Consider the following 20,381-nt stretch of genomic DNA (forward strand, 5'->3'; position numbering starts at 1 on the left):
AATTCTCCCAATTTCCGCCTTATTCCTGCAGTACTCCCCGCACAATCCCCCGCATCCGGCGTGGGATAATGGCGTTGAGGATGCACCGATGGCTGACGAAAACCCGACCCTGCACGCGTCCCTGGCGGGACTCTCCAAGAGCGATTGGCTGGCCGCGGTATCGGACCTCTGCGAAGAAGACGGGTATTTCGAGCCCCTGGGCAAACGGCATTTCGCGGCCTTCATCGAGCGTGAACCCACTTTGCTGGTCAGCTTTGAGACAATACAGGGCATGCACGCCCTGTCCGACCTGGCGCAACCGCTGGGATGGGAAATGGTCCGTAACCGGGACTGGTCGCACCTTTGTCTGGCCAGCGACGGCGACACCTGGTTTCGCGACCCCGCCGTCTATGGATATGTGGACCGCCTGATCGACGACGGGTTTTTCGACGAATTCGAGACGGTGCTGTTCTACGGCGCAGGGCCCTGCGGCTACGCTGCGGCGGCCTATTCCGTCGCCGCCCCGGGCGCGACGGTCCTTGCGATCCAGCCCCAGGCCACGCTGGACCCGCGCGTCACCGAATGGGACGCCCGTTTCACCGACATGCGGATGCAGGACTTCACCTCGCGCTATGGCTACGCCCCCGACATGCTGGACGCCGCCGACCGCGCCTTTGTCCTGTACGATCCGCGCGAGACGCTGGATGCGATGCATGCGGCGCTGTTCACCCGACCGAATGTGACCAAGCTGCGGATGCGCTTCATGGGCGATGCGTTGCAGACCGACCTGCTGGAGATGGAGCAATGGACGCCGCTGCTGGCAGCCGCCGCAGATGGCACGCTGGACGAGAAATGGTTTGCCGGCTGCTATCGCGCGCGGCGCGAATATCGCCCCTATCTGCGCAATCTGCTGAATGCGCTGGACAACGACGACCGGGATGGCCTGATCGAACTGCTGTGCCGCAATGTGAGCAACCGCATCGGCGGGCGGCGCTTCGTGAATCGCCTGGCCCAGATCGAAAAAGCGCGCGGCAGCCGGTAGCACCCGCCAGGCGCGCTTGTCGCCGCAGTTGCAGCGCCAGTTGCCTGCACATCTGCCATGACACGGTGCACCTGACCTTAAACAAAAGATGACATGTCATATATGACATGTCTTCCCCGGCAGGCCCCACCGGGGCACCCGACACAGCCGCCGCGCTGCAAAGGACGCTGGCACCGCCCCGACCATTGTGCTAGCGCGTCGCCATGACACAGACCCTGACGATCCGCCGCCCCGATGACTGGCACCTGCACCTGCGCGACGGCGACATGCTGCGCGCGGTACTGCCCCATAGCGCGAACCATTTCGCCCGCGCCGTCATCATGCCGAACCTGGTCCCCCCCGTGGTCACCGGCGCCGATGCCGCTGCCTACCGCGACCGGATCCTCGCCGCCCTGCCGGAGGGGGCGAACTTCACCCCGCTCATGACCCTCTACCTGACCGAGAACACGGACCCCGAAGATGTGGCGCGCGCCCATGCGGAGGGCCTGATCCACGCGGTCAAACTTTACCCTGCCGGGGCCACCACCAATTCCGCCAGCGGTGTCACCGACTTCGCCCGCGTGGCCGGCGTGTTCGAACGCATGGCCGAGATCGGTCTGCCGCTCTGCACCCACGGCGAAGTCACCGACCCCGCCGTCGACATCTTCGACCGCGAGGCGGCGTTCATCGAACGGGTGCTTGACCCGATCCGCAAGGCACACCCCGACCTGCGCGTGGTCATGGAACATATCACGACCGCCGAAGCCGTGGATTACGTCCTGGCCTCCGAGCGCAACCTCGCCGCCACGATCACCACCCATCACCTGGTCATCAACCGCAACCACATCCTGGCAGGCGGCATCCGGCCGCATTACTACTGCCTGCCGGTGGCCAAGCGCGAAGGTCACAGGCTGGCGCTGCGGCGTGCGGCCACCGGCGGCGATCCACGCTTCTTCCTCGGCACCGACAGCGCCCCGCACACGGACGCGAACAAGCTGCTGCCCTGCGGCTGCGCGGGCTGCTTCACCGCCCCCAATACCATGTCCATCCTCGCGGAAGTCTTTGAACAGGAAGCGGCGCTTGACCGGCTCGAAGCCTTTGCTTCCCGCAACGGCCCGGCCTTCTACGGCCTTCCCGTGAACGAGGATACCCTGACCCTGGTGCGCGAAACACCGGACCATCCCCGCCATATCGACACCCCCGATGGCCCGGTCACGGTCTTCGATCCGGCCATGCCTCTGCACTGGACCGCATGACTTCATTGTTCAAAAAAATACGCTAAAACACCGCCAGCAAAGGACGCCTCCGATGATCCCTACCAGCTACCCCTCGCCACAGGAAATGGCCCGCCTGACCGCCAGGATGCTGCTTGAGATCAAGGCCGTGCATTTCAATGCGACCGACCCTTTCACGCTGGCTTCGGGCCTGCCCAGCCCGACCTACATCGACTGCCGCAAGCTGATCTCCTATCCGCGCATCCGCGCCACGCTGATGGATTTCCTCACCGTCACCGTGATGCGCAACGCCGGGTTCGAAGCCTTCGACAACATCGCGGGCGGAGAAACCGCCGGCATCCCCTTCGCAGCCCTCGTCGCCGAGCGGATGGGCCTGCCCATGACCTACGTGCGCAAGAAGCCGAAAGGCTATGGCCGCAACGCCCGGATCGAGGGCGACATGAGCGAAGGCCAGCGCGTGCTGCTGGTCGAGGACCTGACCACCGACGGCGGATCCAAGCTCAGCTTCGTGGACGCGATTCGCGACACCGGCGCCACCTGTGCCCATACGGCGGTCATCTTCTACTACGGCATTTTCCCACAGACGGAAAAGACGCTGGGCGATCATGGCGTTACCCTGCATTCGCTCTGCACATGGTGGGATGTGCTGGCCGAAGCCAAGGCTCAGGGCACCTTTGACGCCGACACCCTGCGCGAGGTAAAGAGCTTTCTCAACGCGCCGCGCAAGTGGCAGGATGCCCACAAATCCTGACGCCAACCACACCGCATCTTGACCCGCCCCCCTTGCAGCAGGCAAGATATGGTGCGCGGGAGGGTCTCGAAAACATATCCACAAAACATACAATTTGCCCCCGCCCGCCGCGCTGCCTATGACAGCGAACGCATAAAACGGGTGAGACAATGAACGAGATCACATCGCTGAACGCGAACAATATCGCTGTGCAGGCACCGGAAACGATGCCGCATTCCATCGAGGCCGAACAGCAGCTTCTGGGCGCAATCCTGACGAACAATGATATCTACGACCGTGTCGCGTCGATCATTTCGGCGCGGCATTTTTACGACCCCGTCCATGCGCGCATCTATGACATCGCCGCGCAGCGCATCGCCAAGAACAATCTCGCCAGCCCGGTGACGCTCAAGGCGTTCATGGAGGACGACGAGGGGCTCAAGGAACTGGGCGGCCCCGCCTACCTTGCCCGTCTTGCCGGCGCCGCCATCAGCGCCTTCGCGGTGCGCGACTATGCCCAGATGATCTATGACCTTGCCGTCCGCCGCGACCTGATCCAGCTGGGCCGGGACATCTCCTCCAAGGCGGCGCAGGTGGACGTCAGCTCGGAACCGCGCGAACAGATCGTAGAGGCGGAGCAAAAGCTCTATCAACTGGCCGAACAGGGCCAGGTGGAAAGCGGTTTTCAAAGCTTTCTCAAGGCTGTAACGGACGCAGTTAACGTGGCCAACGCCGCCTATCAGCGCGATGGCGGCCTCTCTGGCGTGTCCACCGGTCTGATCGACATGGACGCCAAACTGGGCGGGCTGCACCGCTCCGACCTGCTGATCCTGGCGGGCCGTCCTTCGATGGGCAAGACGTCGCTGGCGACGAACATCGCCTTCAACGTGGCCAAGGCCTACAAGCGCGGCCTCACCCCTGACGGCACCGAAGGCGCGGTCGACGGCGGTGTCGTGGGCTTCTACTCGCTGGAGATGAGCGCCGAGCAGCTGGCCGCGCGGATCCTGTCCGAAGCCGCCGAGATCCCCTCACAGCAAATTCGCTCAGGTGACATGACCGAGGCCGAATTCCGCCGCTTTGTCGATGCCGCCAAGGCGCTGGAAGCCTGCCCGCTTTTCATCGACGATACGCCCGCCCTGCCGATCAGCCAGCTCGCCGCCCGTGCGCGGCGCCTGAAACGGACCCACGGGCTGGACCTGCTGATCGTGGACTACCTGCAGCTGGTGCGCGGTACCGGCAAGTCAGAGAACCGGGTCAACGAGATTTCGGAGATCACGATGGGCCTCAAGGCCATCGCCAAGGAACTGGACATCCCCGTGATCGCCCTGTCCCAGCTCAGCCGCCAGGTGGAAAGCCGCGAGGACAAGCGCCCGCAGCTCAGCGATCTGCGGGAATCGGGGTCGATCGAACAGGACGCCGATGTGGTGATGTTCGTGTTCCGCGAAGAATACTACAAGGAACGCGAAAAACCCGGCGATCACGAGCTGGAAAAGATGGCCGCATGGCAGGAAGAGATGGAGCGTCTGCACGGTCGGGCCGAAGTGGTCATCGGCAAGCAGCGCCACGGCCCCATCGGCACTGTCGATCTCAGCTTCGAAGGGCGCTTTACCCGCTTTGGCAACCTCGTGAAACCCTGGCAGCAGAACGGCGGCGATCAGGAATTCTGAGCACCCCCACCCGAAGTTCCGGGGGCCGGGCCGGTTTCTTTAAAAGGATCGGCCCAGACAGAAAGGGCACCGCGCCATGGCCGGTGCCCTTGCTCGTTTATTCGGGCGTTTTCACCTCATAGGTCAGCCCCTTGGCCGTGCCTTCGGCAAAGCCTTTCCAGTAGCTGTGGTCTTCCTTTTCGGTGCCGTCTTCGTTCATCGACCAGGTGCCGTCGTTGGAATTCTCGACCAGGTCGAGATACTCCCCGGCTTCGGCATCGCCTTTCAGACGCGCATCCATCCAGGCCGTGACAAAGTGCTGCGCGATGTTGTTCATCCGCACCGTGTCCCAGACCGCATCCGCGTAGTGTTCGGAGATGTTGAAGCCTTTGTCCTCGCTGAAGTAATAGCTTTCCTCCGGCGCGGGCATCGGTGCAGCGGCGTTGTGACCGGCGTTGTCGTAGGTCAGCAGCGCGGTCTCGACGCCCGACACGTTTTCCCAGATCGCCCGGACGCCCCGCTCGTAGAGCGATGTTTCATCCTGCGACCCTGCGATGAACAGCATCGGGATCTGCACACCGGCCAGCCCTTCCGCATCCCAGAACCCGGTGTTCATGCCCCAGGGGCCGATCGCCACCGCGGTCTTGATCCGGGGGTCGGGCAGGTCGGCATGGGTGTCAGACCCAGCCTGATGAATGCCCAGCGTGCCGTGAGGACCCCCCCAGGCATAACCGACCGAGGCTTCGGTCACGCCCCCGCCTGCCGTGATGATCGCGCCGTACCCGCCCATAGAATAGCCGATCAGGCCCGCGTTGTCCGCGTCGTAGAGGCCCGCGAACTCACCGCCGTCCGCTGCCTTCTGCGCCATCTGTTCCAGCACAAAGAGCTGGTCCAGCGACCGGTTCACCAGCGTCGAGCCAAAGGCCGCCTGCGTGCGGTATGTGCTGTCGGTATGGTCGATGGAGGCCACGACATAGCCCTTGGAGGCCAGGTTCTCGGCCAGATGCGACATCAGGAAACGATTGCCGGGGTAGCCGTGGCTGACCAGCACCAGCGGGTAGGCCTCTTCGCCCGCCGCGGGGGCCGCGTCACGGTGCGCCTTGCCCACCAGAGTGACCTCGGTCGTGCCGTCGCGCAGGTAGGCTTTCATGCTGGTATCGCCCTCGGACCCCTCTGCCGCAGGATACCACATCTCGACCGTCAGCGGGCGGTCATAGCGGGGCCATTCGGCGGGTTTTTCCGCCTGCGGGTCGATGGCCAGAATGTCGATCTGGTCGGGGTTGACCATCTCAAGCGTGCGCACCCCGACCGGCAGGTCTCCGTATGCCGCCAGTTCCGGCGCGTTGGGCAATTGCCTGTCGATACGGTTCTCGGCGGACGCCCCGCCCGCGCCAAGCGCCACCACGGCGGTGGCAATGACAAAATGCTTCATGGTCCTCTCCCTTTTGTTTGTGTCCCGAGCTTAAGCGGTTGCGGGAACGGGGCAAGCGGTGTTCGCTTGACGTCACGGAGACTTCACATTTCCCGCCTGCGCCACTTCCGCCCCACTGATGCCGAAACGCGGGGCAAAGCGCGCCCGTGCCGCGACCAGCCGGGGGTCGTCCGGACGCAGCCCCAGCGTGCGGATAAAGTCGATGCGCTGCTGATGCTTCAGCGCCTCGCGGTCGATGTCGGTGCCCATCGCCCGGTCGATCACCTGACCGCCGGGGCTGACATGAAACCATTTGGAGAAATCGCGGAAATGATGCTGGTTGTGCAGCCGCGTCACCCGAGCGGCAAGCCGCGACTTGGGGATATTGAGATGCGCGGTCATGTGATACCATTCATAGACCATGAACATCGCCACGCCGCCCACCGGCACGATGGCCACCGCGATCCAGATCGCATCGCCCAGCCCCGCCAGGGCGGCAATGGCCCAGACCAGCAGGAAATTGCCCACCAGCATCGGCAGCGCCACCCAGACGGGGACGAAAAACAGGCCCGTGTTGGTGGGAAAATCGTGATGCCCGTAATGCGCACGGTACAGCAGGTCGAATGCCCACTGCCGGCGCGGCGGCGGCAGGTGAAAGACAAAGCGGTGCAGGTTGTATTCATTCAGCAATTGCGCGCCGATTCCCAATGGCACCAGCGCCCAGACCCAGCCGGGCCCGGCCACGCTCAAGGCGGTGACACCGCACAGCCAGGCCAATGCCATCATCGCCAGCGCCGGATGCGACGCCATGATCCTGAGCCGCTGCATCTGCTTTACCCCCCTGGCCGTCTTGGTTAGACGGAAGCAACTCTTGCCGTCGGAGCATCGTGATGCAGATCGAATTCGTCAACCATGCCTCGGTGCTGATGACCCACGGTCAGGTCGGCCTGCTGTCCGACCCGTGGTACACCGGCCCCGCCTTTCACAAGGGCTGGCGCCTGCTGGTGGAAACGCCCGAAGATCGCATCGAAGAGCTGCTGACCCGCGTCACGCACATCTGGATCAGCCACGAACACCCCGACCACTTCTCGGTCGGGTTCTTCAAGCGTTGGGGCGAGGTGATCCGCCAGCGTGGCATCAAGCTGCTGTTTCAGGACATCGACGATCAACGGGTGGCCAATTTCCTGCGCGGCGAAGGCTTCGACCTGACCGAGCTGACCTTTGGAAAATCCTACGATCTGGGCAGCGATGTGTCGGTGATCTGCCTCAAGGACGAATTCTACGATTCCGCGCTGTCCGTGCGCATGGGCGACACCCATGTGCTGAACCTCAACGACTGCGCGGTACGCACCCCCGAACGCGCGCAAGAGATCCGCGCGGCGGTCGGCCCCTGTGACATCCTGCTGACCCAGTTCAGCTATGCCGCGTGGAAAGGCGGGCGCGAGAACCGCGATTGGCGCGAGGCGGCGGCACAGGAAAAACTGAACAACATCAAGGTTCAGGCGGAAGTTCTTGAACCGACGATGGTGATCCCCTTTGCCAGTTTCGTCAGCTTTGCCCATGAGCGTAACGCCTACCTCAACGATGCGGCCAACCGGCCCGAGGACGTGATCGAGGCATTTCTCGAAGCACCTTTCGAGCTTTGCGTGATGCAACCCGGCGATGTGACAGACGGTACCGTGCGACCGGGCCAGAATGCCGCCGCTGTCGCCTTCTGGTCCACCAAGTACGACCAGATGGGCGCGGATCTGATGACCTACGACACTGTGGATGAGCCGACCCTTCGCGCCACCTTTGCCACATGGCGCGCGCGGGTATTCGCCAACAACTCCCGCGCGGCCATGCGGCTGGCGCAGGCCGCCTCTCCGATCCGGGTGCTGCAGCCCGTTGTCGTGCATCTTGACGATACCGGCCAAAGCTGGCGCATCGACCCGCCCCGCGGCACGCTGGACAAGACCGACGCGCCCGCCGACCTGATCATGCACTCCGAAAGCCTGAACTTTCTGTTCTCCAATTCCTTCGGCTTTGACACGCTCGGCGTCAACGGCACCTTCGAGGAAGCCCGCGAGGGCGGTTTTTCCCGCGCGGCGCGGTCCATCTCCATCGAGAACCTCAACAACCTCGGCATCCGCTTCGGCCCCGGCCTGATCCTGAACCCCAAGATCATCGGCATCTTCCTTGAGCGCCTGCGCGGTGTCAGCGCCCGGATGAAGCGCAAGACCGACTGACCCACATTTCGCGACAAGGCAGAAACATCATGAGTTCACCGACCCTCAGCATCGACCTGACCGCCATCGCCGCCAACTGGCGCGCGCTCGACGCTCTTTCCACCTGCGAGACCGGCGCGGTCATCAAGGCGGATGCCTATGGCCTGGGCGTGGCACGGGTGGCCCCGGCATTGGCCGAAGCGGGGGCACGGACCTTCTTCGTCCACGCGGCAGAGGAAGGCATGACCCTGCGCCGCGTGCTGGGCCCCGGCCCCGTGATCAACGTTTTTTCCGGTCACATGCCCGGAGACGCCGACATGATCCGCGAGGCCGGTCTGGTGCCGATGATCAATTCGGTCGATCAGCTGCTGATCCACGTGGAATCCCTGCCCGGCCACCCTTTTGGATTGCAACTGGACAGCGGGATGAACCGGCTCGGCATGGAACCGGCGGAATGGGCCGCGGTGCGCGACATCGCACTGGCGCAGAATCCCCGGCTGATCATGTCGCATCTGGCCTGCGCGGATGAACCGGAGAACCCGATAAACGCCATGCAGCTGCAAAGCTTCACCGAGATGACCGCAGGGCTGAACGTGCCGCGGTCGATGGCGGCGACCGGCGGCACGATCCTCGGGCCGGATTTCCATTTCGACATGACCCGCCCCGGCGTCGGGCTTTATGGCGGGCTGCCCTTCGTCGATGCCACACCGGTCGTCACGCTGGACCTGCCCGTGGTACAGGTGCGCGACGTCGCGCCGGGCGAGACCGTCGGCTACGGCATGACCTTTACCGCCCCCGCCCCGATGCGGGTCGCGACCGTCAGCGGCGGTTATGCGGACGGCCTGATCCGGGCGATGGGCAATGTCGCAACCCTGACCCACGACGGCCACAAGCTTCCGCTTGTCGGGCGCGTGTCGATGGACATGCTGACCGTCGATGTCACCGCGCTGGACGTGGTGCCAGAGCATCTGCAGCTGATGGGACAGCACCAGTCGATCGACACCGTTGCCGATTTCGCGGGCACCATCGGCTACGAAATCCTGACCGCGCTGGGGGCGAGATACGACAGGGTCTACCTGAAGTGATCCTCAAGGTCGTGAACCTGGCTCTGCTGGTTCCCTACCCGATCGCCTGGGCTGCGCCCCTGATGCGCGCCGGTCTGCTGCCGCTGTTCGGACTGGAGGAGATTTCCGTGCTGACCGGGTTGCAGTCCCTCTGGGCCACGGACATTCCGCTCGCGCTGGTGGTCACGGCCTTTGCCCTCTTTGCGCCCTACCTCAAGACCATCGGTCTGTCGCTGCTGCATTTCGGGCTGCTCAGCCGCCGCGCCCTGCCCGCGCTGCACCTGCTGGGCAAACTGGCGATGGCCGACGTTTTCCTGATCGCCGTCTATATCACATTGGCCAAGGGGATCGGCGTGGGCCGCATCGAAACGGCCTGGGGGCTGTACCTGTTCACCGGCTGCATCTTGGTATCGATGCTGATTGGCTGGCGCAGTGAACAATCCCGCCCGATCAACGGCGATTGACCCCGGATGGAATACGCCGGAAGGCGGGAATGTGTCTTTGTACACAGATCGGAACAACTTTTTTGAAGTATTCCAGTTTTTTTATGGAAAAGCGCCGCGATCAGCATAATCTTGCCTATAGCGATGTCACGGGGGAGAGATCTTTTGCAACATGTTCGGGTCGTTCTCTACCTGATTCAATACCTGATGCAGCGGCTGGCGCTGGCGTTGTTCGCACTTTCGGCGCTCGCGCTGCTTGGGGCCACGTTGATGGCCGCTTTCGGGCAGTGGTCCTGGATCAGCATGACTGTAAACTTTCAGGGACAACCCGTCCCCGAGGCAGGCATGTATGCGCAGATCGGCCTCACCGTCCTTGCGGTGGCGCTGTGCTTTTTCCTCCCCTCGAACCGTCGCATCATGCAGCTTGAGAATTCGCATCGTTCATTCTCTATCGGGATGCGCGATGTGGCGCAGGCCTATCACGCGGTCCATGCCGCCGACCGCGCCCAGACATTCCAACTGAGCTCCGAATTCGACGCGGTCCGCGAACGGCTCGCCTACCTTCGCGACCACCCGGATCTGTCCAGTCTGGAACCCGGCTTGCTGGAGGTCGCGGCGCAGATGAGCCATATCAGCCGCGAACTGGCGCAGGTCTATGCGGACGACAAGATTGACCGCGCCCGCAGTTTTCTGGAGCAGCGGCAGCAGGAAATCGACCTGTTCAACAGCAGGCTCGAACAGGCCAAGCAGATCACGACCGAACTCAAGCACTGGGTCCATGAGGTGGAACTGGAAGAGAGCGTGGCAGCGGCACAACTCGACCGGCTGCGGGGCGAGATGTATGAGATCATGCCGGAACTCGGCCTTGAGAAAACCGTGCGCAATGACCCCACGGCTGTCGACAACACCATTGTCGATCTTCAGCCCAAGGCGGCGGAATAGCCCGCGACCACGTCGCGCTTGCCCCTTCCCGGTGGCGAATATATACGCCGATCCATGTTGGACAGCCCCAAAAACCGCCCCGAACTGCCGCCCGAAATCGCGCGGCGCCGCACCTTTGCGATCATCTCGCACCCGGATGCGGGCAAGACCACGCTGACGGAGAAATTCCTGCTGTTCGGCGGGGCGATCCAGATGGCCGGACAGGTCCGCGCCAAGGGCGAAGCGCGGCGCACCCGCTCTGACTTCATGGCGATGGAAAAGGACCGTGGCATTTCCGTCTCGGCCTCTGCCATGTCGTTCGATTTTCAGGGCAAGGACCGCAATTACCGCTTCAATCTGGTGGACACGCCGGGGCACTCGGACTTTTCCGAAGATACCTACCGCACGCTGACGGCGGTTGATGCCGCCGTGATGGTGATTGACGGCGCCAAGGGCGTGGAAAGCCAGACGCAAAAGCTGTTCGAGGTCTGCCGCATGCGCGACCTGCCGATCCTCACGTTCTGCAACAAGATGGACCGCGAAAGCCGAGACGTCTTCGAGATCATCGACGAAATTCAGGAAAACCTTGCCATCGACGTGACGCCAGCCAGCTGGCCCATCGGTCAGGGCCGCGATTTCATCGGCTGCTACGACATTTTGCGCGACCGGCTTGAGCTGATGGACCGCGCCGACCGCAACAAGGTGTCGGAAAGCATCAAGATCGAGGGGCTGGACGATCCCAAGCTGGCCGAGCATGTGCCCGGGCCGCTGCTTGAAAAGCTGCGCGAGGATCTGGAGATGGTGCGCGAGCTGATGCCGCCGCTGGACGCGGCGCTGATGGCCGAAGGGTCGCTGACCCCGATCTGGTTCGGCTCCGCGATCAATTCGTTCGGTGTCAAGGAACTGATGGACGGCATCGCCACCTACGGACCGGAGCCGCAGATCCAATCCGCCGAGCCGCGCCAGATCCTGCCGGAGGAAAAGAACGTCTCGGGCTTTGTCTTCAAGGTGCAGGCCAACATGGACCCCAAGCACCGCGACCGGGTCGCCTTTGTCCGGCTCGCCTCGGGGCACTTCACCCGCGGCATGAAACTGACCCATGTGCGCAGCAAAAAGCCCATGTCGATCACAAATCCGGTGATGTTCCTTGCCTCCGACCGGGAACTGGCGGAAGAAGCATGGGCCGGCGACATCATCGGCATTCCCAACCACGGCCAGCTGCGCATCGGCGACACCCTGACCGAGGGCGAGCAGATCAGGGTTACTGGCATCCCCTCCTTCGCGCCGGAACTCTTGCAGGGCGTGCGCGCGGGCGACCCGATGAAGGCCAAGCATCTGGAAAAGGCGCTGATGCAATTCGCCGAGGAAGGCGCCGCAAAGGTCTTCAAGCCCTCCATCGGCTCCGGCTTTGTCGTGGGCGTCGTCGGTCAATTGCAATTCGAAGTGCTCGCCAGCCGGATCGAGCTTGAGTATGGCCTGCCGGTGCGCTTTGAACCCTCGCAATTCACTTCGGCCCGCTGGGTCAATGGACCCAAAGCGGCGGTGGACAAGTTCACCGAAGGCAACAAGCAACACATCGCCCATGACCACGACGGGGATGTCGTTTATCTCACCCGGCTGCAGTGGGACATCGACCGGGTCGAGCGTGACTATCCCGACGTTCAGCTGACCGCGACCAAGGAAATGATGGTGTGACTCCGCGCTGGGGTCTTGTCGCGACGATCAGGGCCGAGGCCGAGGACATCCTGCGCTTTGCCGCCTACCACCTGGAAGCGGGGGCGCATCGGATATTCATCTACCTGGACGAACCCTGCCCCGAGGCTCAGCAGGCGCTGCAGGACCACCCCAAGTGCCGGGTGATCCTGTGCGATACGGCGCATTGGAAGGCGCTGATCGGCAAACGCCCGGTCAAGCACCAGTCGCGCCAGACGCTGAACGCCACACATGCTTACGGTCGCGCGGGCGATGTGACCTGGCTGGCACATATCGACGTGGACGAATTCCTGGTAAGCGACCGCCCCGTGGCGGACGTTCTGGCCGCGCTGCCATCCGGTGTCGAAACAGCCCGCGCCCGCCCGATGGAAATGCTGGGCGGTGACGGTACAGCCTTCAAACGCTTCATCCCCAACGGCCCGAACCGCGAGCGCATCGTGAATGAAATCTACCCGACCTTCGGCGAATACGTGAAGGGAGGTTTCATTAGCCACCTGGCAGGCAAGGTCTTTGTCCGGACGGGGATGGAGGGGATCACGATCCGCATTCACAACGCCTTTCGCGGCCCCGAAATGATCGAGGAAACGCAGGAACTGGACGGCATTCACCTGGCTCATGCCCATGCGACATCATGGGACAAATGGCAGGCTGCCTATCGCTTCCGACTGGAGAAAGGATCCTACCGGGCGAATCTGGGCCCCGCCAAGCCGCGTGCGCGGGGCGGTCTGACCCTGAACGAGTTCTTTGCCATTCTCGAAGCGGAAGAAGGTGAAGCGGGTCTGCGCGCCTTTTTCGAAGAGGTCTGCGCCGATACGCCGGACCACCGGGCCCGGCTGGCCGCCCACGATCTGCTGCACCTTGCCGACCTGCGTCTAAGTACACATTTGGCAACGCATTTCCCTGCCTGGTCATCATAACACCACATCGGTTTGACCGCGCCCGATTATGTTGCTATGGGGGCTGAACATGCAGCGGCTGGGCCGCCTAGGGCCATGGGGGCCTGCATGACTGCTGCTGCGGGCCAAATGAGTGTCCGCAAAACACGGACACACATGACAAAATTTTCTGACCTGAACCTGAATGCCAAGGTCCTCAAGGCGATTGCCGAAGCGGGCTACGAAACTCCGACACCCATCCAGGCCGGGGCCATCCCCCCTGCCCTCGAAGGCCGCGATGTCCTGGGGATCGCCCAGACCGGCACGGGCAAGACCGCCAGCTTTACCCTGCCGATGATCACCATGCTAGCCCGGGGCCGCGCACGCGCGCGGATGCCGCGCAGTCTGGTGCTGTGCCCCACGCGCGAACTGGCCGCACAGGTGGCGGAAAACTTCGACACCTACGCCAAACATGTGAAATTGACCAAGGCACTGCTGATCGGCGGCGTTTCGTTCAAGGAACAGGACACCGCCATCGACAAGGGCGTGGATGTGCTGATCGCGACACCGGGTCGGCTGCTCGACCATTTCGAGCGCGGCAAGCTGATCCTGAATGACGTCAAGATCATGGTGGTGGACGAGGCCGACAGGATGCTCGACATGGGGTTCATCCCCGACATCGAACGCATCTTCGGACTGACACCCTTTACCCGGCAGACGCTGTTCTTCTCGGCGACCATGGCGCCCGAGATCGAGCGGATCACCAACACCTTTCTCAGCAACCCTGCCCGCATCGAAGTCGCGCGGCAGGCCACCACGGGTGAAAACATCACCCAGGGCGTGGTGATGTTCAAAGGCTCCCGCAAGGACCGCGAAGCCACGGAAAAGCGCAAGCTACTGCGCGCGCTGATCGACGGCGAAGGCGACAAATGTTCCAATGCCATCATCTTCTGCAATCGCAAGATGGATGTGGACGTGGTTGCCAAGTCGTTGAAAAAGTACGGCTATGATGCCGCCCCGATCCATGGCGACCTGGACCAGAGCCAGCGCACACGCACGCTGGACGGTTTCCGCGCGGGCGATCTGCGCTTTCTCGTGGCCTCTGACGTGGCGGCGCGCGGTCTCGACGTGCCAGCGGTCAGCCATGTCTTCAACTTCGACGTGCCCAGCCATGCCGAGGATTACGTGCACCGCATCGGCCGGACCGGCCGTGCCGGACGCGACGGCAAGGCGATCATGATCTGCGTCCCCCGCGACGAAAAGAACCTCGCCGACGTGGAACGCCTGGTCGAACGCGAAATTCCGCGTATGGACAACCCCCTGGGCGCTGACAATGCGGCAGAGGCGGCGCCTGCCGCCGCCGATGATACGGCTGAAAAGCCCAAGAAGACCCGCACGCGCAGCCGCAAGCCCAAGCAGGACGCCACGAAACCGCAGGCAGACGCCCCATCCGATACGGACAAGGCAAAGGCGGATGACGCGGCCAAGCCCGACAGCGCACGCAAAGATACCTCTGGCGACAAGAAGCCGCAGGAAAAAAGCAGCAGGTCCAGCAGCCGCAGCCAAAGCGGCAAGGGCAGCGACAACCGGGTGGTCGGCCTGGGCGATCACACGCCGGACTTCATCGGGCTAAGCTTCCAGGACCGCGAATGACGCGGCCCGCCTGACCGGCGGAAAGCAGCGCGCGGCCCCTGCATCGCATGGTGCAGTGCCGTCCTGCGCGGTATTCTGGGCCAAAACCATACGGGGGCCCAGATGATCCGCAGTTCCTTGGTACTTCTTTTCCTGATAAGCGCGACCGCCGCCAACGCGGAGCGATGCCGCGCCTTCGTCAATGGCAGCGAGGTCGTGATCGAGGCGGAGAATTTCGCCACCTTCGCCGACACGGTCAAAACCCGCGAAAAACTGCTGAACTGGCCTTCGGCCAAATGGAACCGCGCCTGGGGCAGCCCGCCCGCCTGCCTGAGCGGCGTGCTCTACGACTATCTCGCGACGACGGTGCCGGACAACCAGATCGACGGCTATTGCCTTACGAAGGATGACCAGACAGGCTATTTCCTCGTGCCCGGCGAGCGGAACTTTCGCGGGCTGTGCCGGAGCACCGTCTGCGAGCGGGTCAACACCACCAAAGCCGAGACAGTCGCGCTGAGCAAATCCATCGCCAGTTCCGCCGTCGCAACGGTAACGGACCCGGCGGCGGCGGTGGCCGTGGCGCATAAATCCGGCGCGATGATCCTGTCAGGCAGCGCCAGCACCCTGATCGCCAACGTCGGCAATACCAGTTCGGCGGTGGTCACGGCGCTGTCGACGCCCGCCGCGCTGACCGCGGTGGGTGTGTCCGTTCTGGCGGTTGGCGGCGCGGTCTACATGTGCAGCGGCGACGCCGAGCCGCAAACCCCTCCGGAAGGGATCGTGCCGGAGGAGTGATGCGCGGTCAGCTCAACCGGCTGACGACCACGGTCACTTCGGGCTTTTTGCCGATCTCGTCCTGCGCCGACTGGCGCGTGGCGCGCTTCAGCCCCTCGTTCAGCTTGTCATCGTCGCGCAGGGTCGCGGCCTTGGACCGGCCCAGGAACTGCGAAAGGTCCGCTTCGATCACCTCGGCCAGCGGCGCATTGGACCGTCCGGTTTCCGGCAGCCCCATGATGTCGACCCAAGGGTCGCCCAGAGGCTCGTCATCTTCGTCCAGGATCACGGTAACGGTCACATGCCCGTTCAGTGCCATGCGGATACGGTCGCGCACGATGCCATCCAAGGCCCCGATCTGCACCGAGCCATCCAGGTAGGTGCGCCCGGTCTCGACATATTCGGCCACCGAAGGCTTGTTGCCGCTGAGGTCGATCATCATGCCGTTGACCGCCAACACCCCGGCGATGCCTTTGCCTTCGGCGATCTTGACGTGCTCGCGCAGGTGGCGGTGCTCACCATGCATCGGGATCAGCAGCTGCGGCTTGACCACGTCGTGCAAGGTCTCAAGATCGGGCCGGTTCGCGTGACCCGACACGTGATACAGGCCGGAACTGTCGTCCACCACATCCACGCCGATTTCGGAGAACTGGTTGATGATACGGATCACCCCGCGTTCGTTGCCGGGGATCGTCTTGGACGAGAACAGGAACATGTCCCCCTCCTTCATCTCGATCCCCTGATACTTGCCACGGGCAAGCTGCGCCGATGCCGCGCGGCGTTCGCCCTGGGACCCGGTCACAAGCAACAGCAGGTTCTCACGCGGGATGCCGCGTGCCTCTTCGGGGCTGACCGTATTGGGGAAATCATCCATCACGCCGGTCTCCAGCGCCGCCTCGACCATGCGTTTCATCGCGCGCCCCAAAAGGACGATGGACCGTCCGGCCTTCTCCCCCGCGACGGCGAGCGTTTTGACCCGTGCCACGTTGGAGGCAAAAGTAGTCGCCACAACCATGCCCGACGCGCTTTCGATCAGCTTCTCGATGTCGGGGCCCAGGGTCGCTTCGGAGCGGCCCGGCAGGGGCGAGAAAACATTGGTGCTGTCGCAGACCAACACCTTGACGCCATCCTTGCAGACATCGGCCCACAGCGCGGGATCGAAGGGCTCGCCCACCCCCGGTGTCAGGTCGATCTTGAAGTCGCCCGAGTGGATCAACCGGCCTTCGGGGCAGTCGATGACCAGGGCAGAGGATTCGGGGATGGAGTGCGAGATCGGCAGAAAGCCCACCTTGAACGGCCCCGCGCCCTGCTGATGCGGCCATGGCCCCACCGTCTCTACCGCGTCATCGGGGTGGCCATGCTCGGCCATTTTGCGTCGCGCGATGTTGGCGGTAAACGTCCGGGCATAGATCGGCGCCTGAAGCGCCTCGTAGGTGTGGGCAACGGCGCCCACATGGTCCTCATGCGCATGGGTGATAAAGATCGCCTCGATCTGGTCGCGGCGGTCCTTCAGCCACTGGATGTCGGGCAGAATCAGGTCCACGCCGGGGCTGCTGTCCATGTCGGGAAAGGCCACGCCCATGTCCACGACGATCAGCCGTTCCTTGCCCGGTTTCCCATAGCCGTAAACATAGGCATTCATGCCAATTTCACCCGCCCCGCCGAGGGGAAGGTAGATCAATCTGTCGCTGCTCATATTATTCAGCTTTGTCCTTGTTATACTTATGAATCACGGTCAGGCCGTGCATCGTGAGGTCATCTTCAATGACGTCGAAAAGGTCTTCGGTCTGGGCAAACAACGGGGCCAGCCCGCCGGTCGCGATGATTTTCATGTTCTGGTCCCGCTCGGCCTTGATCCGGGCGCATATTTCCTTGACCAGGCCCACGTAGCCCCAGAACACGCCCGACTGCATGCAGGCGACCGTATTGGTGCCTACTACACGCTGCGGTTTGGTAATGTCCACATGCGGCAACGCCGCTGCCGCCATATGTAGGGCTTCAAGGCTGAGATTCACCCCCGGCGCGATCACACCGCCCACATAGGCGCCGTCATGTTCCGCCACGTCAAAGGTTGTCGCGGTCCCGAAGTCCACCACGATCAGGTTCCCCCCGTGCCGGTCAAAAGCTCCGGCGGTGTTGACCAGCCGGTCCGGCCCGACGATCGTCCCCTGATCCACACGCGGCTCGGCGGGCAACGCACAATCCGGCTTGCCCACCACCAGCGGGCGGCAACCGAAATACTGGTCGCAGAAGACCCGCAGGTTGAAGACAACCCGCGGCACGGTTGAGGAAATGACCGCCTCGGTGATGTCGGGGGTGATCCGGTGATGTTTCAGCAGGGTCGAAAACCAGGTGAAATAGGCATCCGCCGTGCGGGCATGGTGGGTGGAGGTGCGAAAGGTACACAGCGCGATGCCCCCGTCATAGACGGAGAAAACCGTGTTGGTATTGCCGCAGTCAATCGCCAGGAGCATGTCCGGCCCTCCTTGGTTCAGAAAAACACATCTGCCGCGGCGATCGGCACCCGGCCGGTTTCGGTCCGCAGGATCAAATTGCCGTGCCGGTCCACATCCTCGAATGTGCCGCGGGTTTCATCGCGCGTGGTACGGGCGCGGATCATCTCGCCCCGTCGGGCGGCCTGGGCCATCCAGGCGACGCGGATCGGCTCGAACCCGTAGGTCGTGAACTGCGTCTCCAGCGCCGCGTATTCGCGTGCCAGAACATCCAGGAAAACCTCGGGCGCCACGTCGAGATCCAGTTCGCCCGCCAGGCTGACGGGTGTGACGGCCCCCGGTTCCACCTCTGCCGCGCCCGGTGCATGGGCAAGGTTCACACCGATACCGATCAACAGATGCCCGCCGCTGCTCTCCAGCAGGATCCCCGCGACCTTGCCATCGTTCAGCAGCACGTCATTGGGCCACTTCAGGGCGAAGGCATCAGGCTGCCCGGTGACTTCGGCAAAGGCGCGGAACAGCGCGAGGGAGGACACGAACGACCGCAACGCGGCCTGTGCGGGCGGTTCCTTGCAAGGCAGGATGAGGGTACCGGCAAAGTTGCCGCGCGGCGTGGACCAGGGTCTGCCCCGCCTGCCCCGCGCCGCGGTCTGTTCAAGGGCTAGTATCCACTCCGCCCCGGCGCGGGGCGACAGGCGGCGCGTGGCCTCGGCCAGCGTCGAATCGACAGCGTCGAGGACGTGGCGGGCGTATCCCTCGGGCCAGGCCATCAGGCCACCCCGTGTCGCAATCGGCGCAGCCTCGATCCCGGGTTCAGGGCGGTCACGTCAGTTGACAAGCGCCCCGGCGGCTGCGGCCGCCGCCCCTTCGACACCGAACATGTTGACAATGCCCAGCACCATGATCAGCGCCGACGCCACGAGAAAGCCCGACAAAACGCCGCTTCCCGAACGGTCCAGCGTATGGGTCGGTTCGGACCCGAAGTACATGTAGAACACGATCCGAAGGTAATAATATGCCCCGATTACCGAGGCGATGACGCCCGCGACCGCCAGCCAGACCAGCCCGGCGTCATAGGCCGCGCGCAGCACATAGAGCTTGCCGAAGAAACCCAGCATCGGTGGCACGCCGGCCAGCGAGAAGAGCAGCACCAGCATGGCCAGCGCCCGGCCCGGATGGACGCGTGAGTACATGTTCAGCGATGCGATGTCCGTGACCGGCGCGCCGTCGCGGCTCATCAGCAGGATAAAGGCGAAGGTGCCGACGTTCATGGTCACGTAGATCGCCATGTAGACCAGCATCGCCTGCACGCCCAGGGCGGTGCCCGCGGCCAATCCCATCAGCGCGTAGCCCATGTGTGCGATCGACGAAAAGGCCATCAGGCGTTTGATGTTGGTCTGGCCGATGGCCGCGATGGCCCCCAGGAACATGGACAGGACCGAAAGCAGTGCGACGATCTGGCTCCAGTCGCCGACAGCATTGCCGAAAGCGTCATGAAGGACGCGGGCAAACAGGCCCATCGCAGCGACCTTGGGCGCGGTGGCAAAGAAGGCTGTGACCGGTGTGGGCGACCCTTCGTAGACGTCGGGTGTCCACATGTGGAACGGCACGGCGGAAACCTTGAAGCCCATGCCCGCGACCAGGAAGACAATGCCGAAGAGCATGCCAAGCGATGTTTCGCCCGACTGCGCGGTCTGGATGATGCCCGAAAACAGCGTGGTGCCCGCATAGCCATAGACCAGCGACGCCCCGTAGAGCAGCAGACCGGAGCTGAGCGCGCCGAGAACGAAGTATTTCAGCCCCGCTTCGGTCGAGCGCACGGAGTCGCGCCGCAGGGAGGCAACGACGTAAAGCGCCAGCGATTGCAGTTCCAGCCCCATGTACAGCGCCATGAGGTCGCCCGCGCTGACCATCATCATCATGCCGACCACGGACAGCGCGACCAGCATCGGATATTCGAACCGCAACAGTCCCCGTGCCTTCATGTAGCCTTCGGACATCACCAGCACGGCGGCGGCGCTCAGCAGCAGCGTGACCTTGGCGAACCGGGCAAAGCTGTCCTCGATGAACATGCCGTTGAATGCCACGCGCATGCCTTCGCCGGTAAAGCCGATCCAGGCCGCCAGAAGGACAAAGACGATGGCCGTCACCCAGACCAGCAGACTGCCGACCCGGTCCTTCGTGGTATAGACAGCCACCAGCAATCCGAAGATGGCAAAGCACGACAGCAGGATTTCGGGCAGGATGATGTTCAAATCAGCGGAAATCATCGCGTCG

Annotated in this window: 18 protein-coding genes; 12 read left to right on the plus strand and 6 right to left on the minus strand. The window is 63.4% G+C overall.

Annotated elements, in window-relative coordinates:
- The first annotated feature begins 88 nt into the window (after positions 1–88).
- The 4 genes from FIU94_RS15450 to FIU94_RS15465 all read left to right on the plus strand — a co-directional run bounded on the left by FIU94_RS15450 (position 89) and on the right by FIU94_RS15465 (position 4,632).
- Complete coding sequence (locus FIU94_RS15450) at positions 89–1,021, plus strand: phosphoadenosine phosphosulfate reductase (RefSeq protein WP_152466623.1); 933 nt, start codon at positions 89–91, stop codon at positions 1,019–1,021.
- 203 nt (positions 1,022–1,224) lie between these two features.
- A complete protein-coding gene (gene pyrC, locus FIU94_RS15455; RefSeq protein WP_152466624.1) occupies positions 1,225–2,256 on the plus strand; it encodes a dihydroorotase in 1,032 nt (343 codons plus the stop codon).
- Positions 2,257–2,308: 52 nt separating this feature from the next.
- Positions 2,309–2,986 (plus strand): orotate phosphoribosyltransferase, encoded by a 678-nt coding sequence (locus FIU94_RS15460; protein ID WP_152466625.1) that lies wholly within the window; start codon positions 2,309–2,311, stop codon positions 2,984–2,986.
- A gap of 149 nt (positions 2,987–3,135) precedes the next feature.
- A complete protein-coding gene (locus FIU94_RS15465) occupies positions 3,136–4,632 on the plus strand; it encodes a replicative DNA helicase (protein ID WP_152466626.1) in 1,497 nt (498 codons plus the stop codon).
- A 97-nt stretch (positions 4,633–4,729) separates the two neighbouring features.
- Here the strand turns inward: FIU94_RS15465 and FIU94_RS15470 are convergent, their stop codons facing one another.
- Entirely contained in the window at positions 4,730–6,043 is a 1,314-nt protein-coding gene (locus tag FIU94_RS15470) for a dienelactone hydrolase (RefSeq protein WP_152466627.1), read from the minus strand.
- Positions 6,044–6,115: 72 nt separating this feature from the next.
- Positions 6,116–6,850, minus strand: a complete 735-nt coding sequence (locus FIU94_RS15475; protein WP_152466628.1) for a sterol desaturase family protein — start codon at positions 6,848–6,850, stop codon at positions 6,116–6,118.
- 62 nt (positions 6,851–6,912) lie between these two features.
- On the opposite strand from FIU94_RS15475, the gene FIU94_RS15480 reads away from it, so the two are divergent.
- The 8 genes from FIU94_RS15480 to FIU94_RS15515 all read left to right on the plus strand — a co-directional run bounded on the left by FIU94_RS15480 (position 6,913) and on the right by FIU94_RS15515 (position 15,672).
- Positions 6,913–8,250, plus strand: a complete 1,338-nt coding sequence (locus tag FIU94_RS15480) for an MBL fold metallo-hydrolase (protein WP_152466629.1) — start codon at positions 6,913–6,915, stop codon at positions 8,248–8,250.
- A 29-nt stretch (positions 8,251–8,279) separates the two neighbouring features.
- On the plus strand, positions 8,280–9,314 hold the full coding sequence (gene alr, locus FIU94_RS15485) for an alanine racemase (protein ID WP_152466630.1): 1,035 nt from the start codon (positions 8,280–8,282) through the stop codon (positions 9,312–9,314).
- Positions 9,314–9,757, plus strand: a complete 444-nt coding sequence (locus tag FIU94_RS15490) for a paraquat-inducible protein A (RefSeq protein ID WP_152467091.1) — start codon at positions 9,314–9,316, stop codon at positions 9,755–9,757. The genes alr and FIU94_RS15490 overlap by 1 nt, the downstream gene beginning before the upstream one ends.
- A gap of 144 nt (positions 9,758–9,901) precedes the next feature.
- Entirely contained in the window at positions 9,902–10,678 is a 777-nt protein-coding gene (locus FIU94_RS15495) for a DNA repair protein (protein ID WP_254702556.1), read from the plus strand.
- Between the two features lie 54 nt (positions 10,679–10,732).
- Positions 10,733–12,352, plus strand: coding sequence for a peptide chain release factor 3 (locus tag FIU94_RS15500; RefSeq protein ID WP_152466632.1), 1,620 nt, complete (start codon positions 10,733–10,735; stop codon positions 12,350–12,352).
- Positions 12,349–13,287 (plus strand): glycosyltransferase family 2 protein, encoded by a 939-nt coding sequence (locus tag FIU94_RS15505; RefSeq protein ID WP_152466633.1) that lies wholly within the window; start codon positions 12,349–12,351, stop codon positions 13,285–13,287. The genes FIU94_RS15500 and FIU94_RS15505 overlap by 4 nt, the downstream gene beginning before the upstream one ends.
- Before the next feature lie 135 nt (positions 13,288–13,422).
- Positions 13,423–14,898, plus strand: coding sequence for a DEAD/DEAH box helicase (locus FIU94_RS15510; protein WP_152466634.1), 1,476 nt, complete (start codon positions 13,423–13,425; stop codon positions 14,896–14,898).
- A gap of 102 nt (positions 14,899–15,000) precedes the next feature.
- Positions 15,001–15,672, plus strand: a complete 672-nt coding sequence (locus tag FIU94_RS15515) for a hypothetical protein (protein WP_152466635.1) — start codon at positions 15,001–15,003, stop codon at positions 15,670–15,672.
- 7 nt (positions 15,673–15,679) lie between these two features.
- On the opposite strand, the gene FIU94_RS15520 is transcribed toward FIU94_RS15515, so the two are convergent.
- From FIU94_RS15520 to nuoN, 4 genes are read right to left on the minus strand one after another with little or no spacing between them, the layout of a single operon-like run.
- A complete protein-coding gene (locus tag FIU94_RS15520; protein WP_152466636.1) occupies positions 15,680–17,347 on the minus strand; it encodes a ribonuclease J in 1,668 nt (555 codons plus the stop codon).
- Position 17,348: 1 nt separating this feature from the next.
- Positions 17,349–18,125: a type III pantothenate kinase gene (locus FIU94_RS15525; protein ID WP_152466637.1), complete on the minus strand. Its 777-nt coding sequence runs from the start codon at positions 18,123–18,125 to the stop codon at positions 17,349–17,351.
- A gap of 17 nt (positions 18,126–18,142) precedes the next feature.
- On the minus strand, positions 18,143–18,874 hold the full coding sequence (locus FIU94_RS15530) for a biotin--[acetyl-CoA-carboxylase] ligase (protein WP_152466638.1): 732 nt from the start codon (positions 18,872–18,874) through the stop codon (positions 18,143–18,145).
- A gap of 57 nt (positions 18,875–18,931) precedes the next feature.
- Positions 18,932–20,374: an NADH-quinone oxidoreductase subunit NuoN gene (gene nuoN, locus FIU94_RS15535; RefSeq protein WP_152466639.1), complete on the minus strand. Its 1,443-nt coding sequence runs from the start codon at positions 20,372–20,374 to the stop codon at positions 18,932–18,934.
- Between the last annotated feature and the right edge of the window lie 7 nt (positions 20,375–20,381).

It is taken from the genome of Sulfitobacter sp. THAF37, assembly GCF_009363555.1.
In the GTDB taxonomy this organism is placed as follows: domain Bacteria; phylum Pseudomonadota; class Alphaproteobacteria; order Rhodobacterales; family Rhodobacteraceae; genus Sulfitobacter.

Coding starts and splice junctions, on each gene's coding strand:
- FIU94_RS15450 (WP_152466623.1), top strand. CDS start 89: ATGGCTGACGAAAACCCGACCCTGCACGCGTCCCTGGCGGGACTCTCC.
- pyrC (WP_152466624.1), top strand. CDS start 1,225: ATGACACAGACCCTGACGATCCGCCGCCCCGATGACTGGCACCTGCAC.
- FIU94_RS15460 (WP_152466625.1), top strand. CDS start 2,309: ATGATCCCTACCAGCTACCCCTCGCCACAGGAAATGGCCCGCCTGACC.
- FIU94_RS15465 (WP_152466626.1), top strand. CDS start 3,136: ATGAACGAGATCACATCGCTGAACGCGAACAATATCGCTGTGCAGGCA.
- FIU94_RS15470 (WP_152466627.1), bottom strand. CDS start 6,043: ATGAAGCATTTTGTCATTGCCACCGCCGTGGTGGCGCTTGGCGCGGGC.
- FIU94_RS15475 (WP_152466628.1), bottom strand. CDS start 6,850: ATGCAGCGGCTCAGGATCATGGCGTCGCATCCGGCGCTGGCGATGATG.
- FIU94_RS15480 (WP_152466629.1), top strand. CDS start 6,913: ATGCAGATCGAATTCGTCAACCATGCCTCGGTGCTGATGACCCACGGT.
- alr (WP_152466630.1), top strand. CDS start 8,280: ATGAGTTCACCGACCCTCAGCATCGACCTGACCGCCATCGCCGCCAAC.
- FIU94_RS15500 (WP_152466632.1), top strand. CDS start 10,733: ATGTTGGACAGCCCCAAAAACCGCCCCGAACTGCCGCCCGAAATCGCG.
- FIU94_RS15510 (WP_152466634.1), top strand. CDS start 13,423: ATGACAAAATTTTCTGACCTGAACCTGAATGCCAAGGTCCTCAAGGCG.
- FIU94_RS15515 (WP_152466635.1), top strand. CDS start 15,001: ATGATCCGCAGTTCCTTGGTACTTCTTTTCCTGATAAGCGCGACCGCC.
- FIU94_RS15520 (WP_152466636.1), bottom strand. CDS start 17,347: ATGAGCAGCGACAGATTGATCTACCTTCCCCTCGGCGGGGCGGGTGAA.
- FIU94_RS15525 (WP_152466637.1), bottom strand. CDS start 18,125: ATGCTCCTGGCGATTGACTGCGGCAATACCAACACGGTTTTCTCCGTC.
- FIU94_RS15530 (WP_152466638.1), bottom strand. CDS start 18,874: ATGGCCTGGCCCGAGGGATACGCCCGCCACGTCCTCGACGCTGTCGAT.
- nuoN (WP_152466639.1), bottom strand. CDS start 20,374: ATGATTTCCGCTGATTTGAACATCATCCTGCCCGAAATCCTGCTGTCG.